The sequence below is a fragment of the Paracoccus versutus genome (assembly GCF_000763885.1).
In the GTDB taxonomy this organism is placed as follows: Bacteria; Pseudomonadota; Alphaproteobacteria; order Rhodobacterales; family Rhodobacteraceae; genus Paracoccus; species Paracoccus versutus.
Window position 1 is genome coordinate 1 of the sequence record NZ_JRKO01000137.1, and the last position, 2,617, is coordinate 2,617.

3 protein-coding genes and 1 pseudogene are annotated in these 2,617 nt (G+C 75.0%); all 4 read left to right on the plus strand.

Annotated features, from left to right (window positions below; translation table 11 throughout):
• A partial coding sequence (tagH, locus tag IT40_RS26180; RefSeq protein WP_157034121.1) for a type VI secretion system-associated FHA domain protein TagH occupies nucleotides 1-606 on the plus strand: 606 nt, incomplete at its 5' end.
• Nucleotides 603-1,076: a type VI secretion system lipoprotein TssJ gene (tssJ, locus tag IT40_RS26185; RefSeq protein ID WP_036761409.1), complete on the plus strand. Its 474-nt coding sequence runs from the start codon at nucleotides 603-605 to the stop codon at nucleotides 1,074-1,076. The genes tagH and tssJ, both read left to right, overlap by 4 nt.
• 11 nt (nucleotides 1,077-1,087) lie before the next feature.
• Entirely contained in the window at nucleotides 1,088-2,422 is a 1,335-nt protein-coding gene (tssK, locus tag IT40_RS26190) for a type VI secretion system baseplate subunit TssK (RefSeq protein WP_036761410.1), read from the plus strand.
• 9 nt (nucleotides 2,423-2,431) lie between these two features.
• A pseudogene (locus IT40_RS29815) lies at nucleotides 2,432-2,617 on the plus strand (hypothetical protein); the annotation flags it as partial.

The window sequence follows — 2,617 nt, forward strand, 5'->3', positions numbered from 1 at the left end:
GAGGAAACCCCTGCCCCCACGGCCCCGCCTCCACCATCCGACGCGGCCGCCGCCTTCCTGCGCGGCGCCGGGCTGGACCCGTCGGGCGCCGAGGGCGTGGACCTGGAAGCGCTTGGCCGGCGCTACCGCATGCTGGCCGAGGGGCTGGTCGCGCTGCTGCGCGCCCGGGCCGAGGAAAAGGGGTCGCTGCGCGTCGCCCGCACCACGCTGGGCGCGGCCCAGGTCAACCCGCTGAAATTCCTGGCCATGCCCGACGAGCAGGTGGCCGCGCTGGTCGCGCCGCGCGGGGCGGGCTACCTGGACCCCGACGCCGCCATCGCCGAGGCGTTCCGCGACCTTGCCGACCACCGGATGCGCAGCTGGCACGGGCTGCAGGCGGCGCTGCGCCGGATGATCGACCGCTTCTCGCCCGAGGCGATCGAGGCGCAGCTGGCCGATGCCGGGCTGCTGCGGGCGCTGCTGGCGGGCGGGCGCTCGGCGCTGCTCTGGGACGCCTATGCCGCCCGCTGGGCCGAGATCGCCCGCGCCGCCGAGGACCGTTTCCTGGGCGAGGTCGGCGCCGAATTCCGCGATGCCTACGAAACCCCTGACAGGAGCGAGCCATGACCACGATCTTTCCCCTATTCACGCGCCGGGCCACGCTGGCCGGACTTGGAACGCTGGCGCTGACGGCGGCCTGCGGCGGGCCGCAGGGGCCCGGTTCGGTCAACCTGGCGATGTCGGCCGCGGCCGGGGTCAATCCCGGCCCCGACGGCAGCGACCGACCGCTGACGCTGCACATCCTGCAATTGCGCGGCACCGCCGGCTTCGACGCCGCCGACACGCTGGCGCTGCAAGACCCCGCCGCCGCCCTGGGGGCCGACCTGGTCAAGGCCGAGACGGTCACGCTGGCCCCCGGCGGCAGCGCCGAAAAGGCGCTGGTACTCGACCCGTCGACGACGGCGGTGGCGGTGGTCGCCGGCTATCGCGACCCGGCCGGCAAGACCACCCGCGCCAAGGCCGCCGTCTCGCCCACCGGGACCGCCAGCTTCACCGTCACCGCCGGGCCGGGCGGCGTCGTGATGGCTCCAGCCTGAAGGGAAAGCGCATGACCGAAGGCAGCCGCGTCGTCTGGTCCGAGGGCCTGTTCCTGCGCCCGCAGCATTTCCAGCAGCAGGACCGCCATGCCGCGGCCCAGCTGCGCGCGCTGCTGCGGACGCGGCCGCGGCAGGCATGGGGCTTTGTCGCGCTGCGGCTGGATCCCTCGGCGCTGGAGGCCGGGCAGGTCGCCGTCGCCGAGGCCGAGGGGCTGTTTCCCGACGGCACCGCCTTTCGCATCCCGGCCGAGGCCCCGGCGCCGCCGCCGGTCACGGTCGGCCGCGCGACACCCGCCGGCGCGGTCCTGCTGGGCGTGGCGCCGCGCCAGCCCGGCACCGCCGCGGTCGATCCCGCCCATGCCGAGCCGGGCGGTGCGCGCTGGCGCGGCGAATGGGCCAGCCTGCGCGACGAGATCCGCGGCGGCGCCGAGCCGGCCGAGGTCGAGATCGCCCGGCTTTCGACCCGGCTGATCCTGCCCGGCGAGGCGGTGCAGGGCGCCGTCACCCTGCCGCTGGCCGGGATCGAGGGGCTGGCCGCCGACGGCCGCGTCGTGCTGGCCGAGGGCTGGCTGCCCCCCGCGCTGACGCTGGCCGCCGTGCCGTGGTATGGCGGGCTGCTCAAGGAACTGGTCGGCGGGCTCGACCGCATCATCGAGGCGCAGGGCGGCATGGTGCTGGGCGGCGCCGGCCGCTCGGTCGAGAACCTGCTGATCCTGGAGCTGGCCAATGCCGCCCGGCCGCGGCTGCAGCACCTGCTGGCGCAGAACCTTGCCCACCCCTCCGAGCTTTTCGCCGACCTGGCCGAGCTGGCGGGGCGGATGGCGACCTATGGCTCGTCCACGCGGCGGCTGTCGCCGCTGCCGGACTATGACCATGCCGACCCGCAGCCGGCCTTCGCCGCACTGGCGGATGCGCTGCGCTCGCTGATCCTGTCCCTGCGCCATGTCGAGCCGAAATCCCGCGCCCTGCCGGTGGCGCGCCACGCGCAGAACGTCTGGAAGGTGCGCATCGACAATCCCGAGATCCTGCAAAACAGCCGCATCGTGCTGCGCATCGGCTCGGACATGTCGGACGAGGGCTTGATGCAACTGTTCACCCGCCAGGTCACCGTGGGCGCGGCCGATGAGTTCGAGGCGCTCTGGACCTCGCGCCTGCCGGGCATCCCGCTGCGGCCGCTGCATTCGCAGCCGCGCGAGATCCCCTATGACGGCGACCGGCTGTGCCTGGAGCTGGACCGCAAGTCCGAGCATTGGGCGCGGCTGCAAGCCTCGCCGGGCTTCGTTCTGGGTGTGTCGGGCAAGCTGGACCGCGAGCCCGAAATCGACTGCTACGCGGTCAGCAGGTAGGGGCGGGGGATGGGCGACCAGAACGATCCCTTCGGCCTTGGCGACCCCGGCCGCACCCGCATCCGCCCGCTGGGCGCGGGCCGGCCGCAATCCCAGCCCGCTTCGCCCGGCCCCGTCCCCGCCGCGCCGCGCCCAGCGGGGGTGGGTGGCCGAGGCGGCGGGCGGCCGCGACCCGGTCGCCGCCTGCACCGCGTC

Coding starts and splice junctions, on each gene's coding strand:
- tssJ (WP_036761409.1), top strand. CDS start 603: ATGACCACGATCTTTCCCCTATTCACGCGCCGGGCCACGCTGGCCGGA.
- tssK (WP_036761410.1), top strand. CDS start 1,088: ATGACCGAAGGCAGCCGCGTCGTCTGGTCCGAGGGCCTGTTCCTGCGC.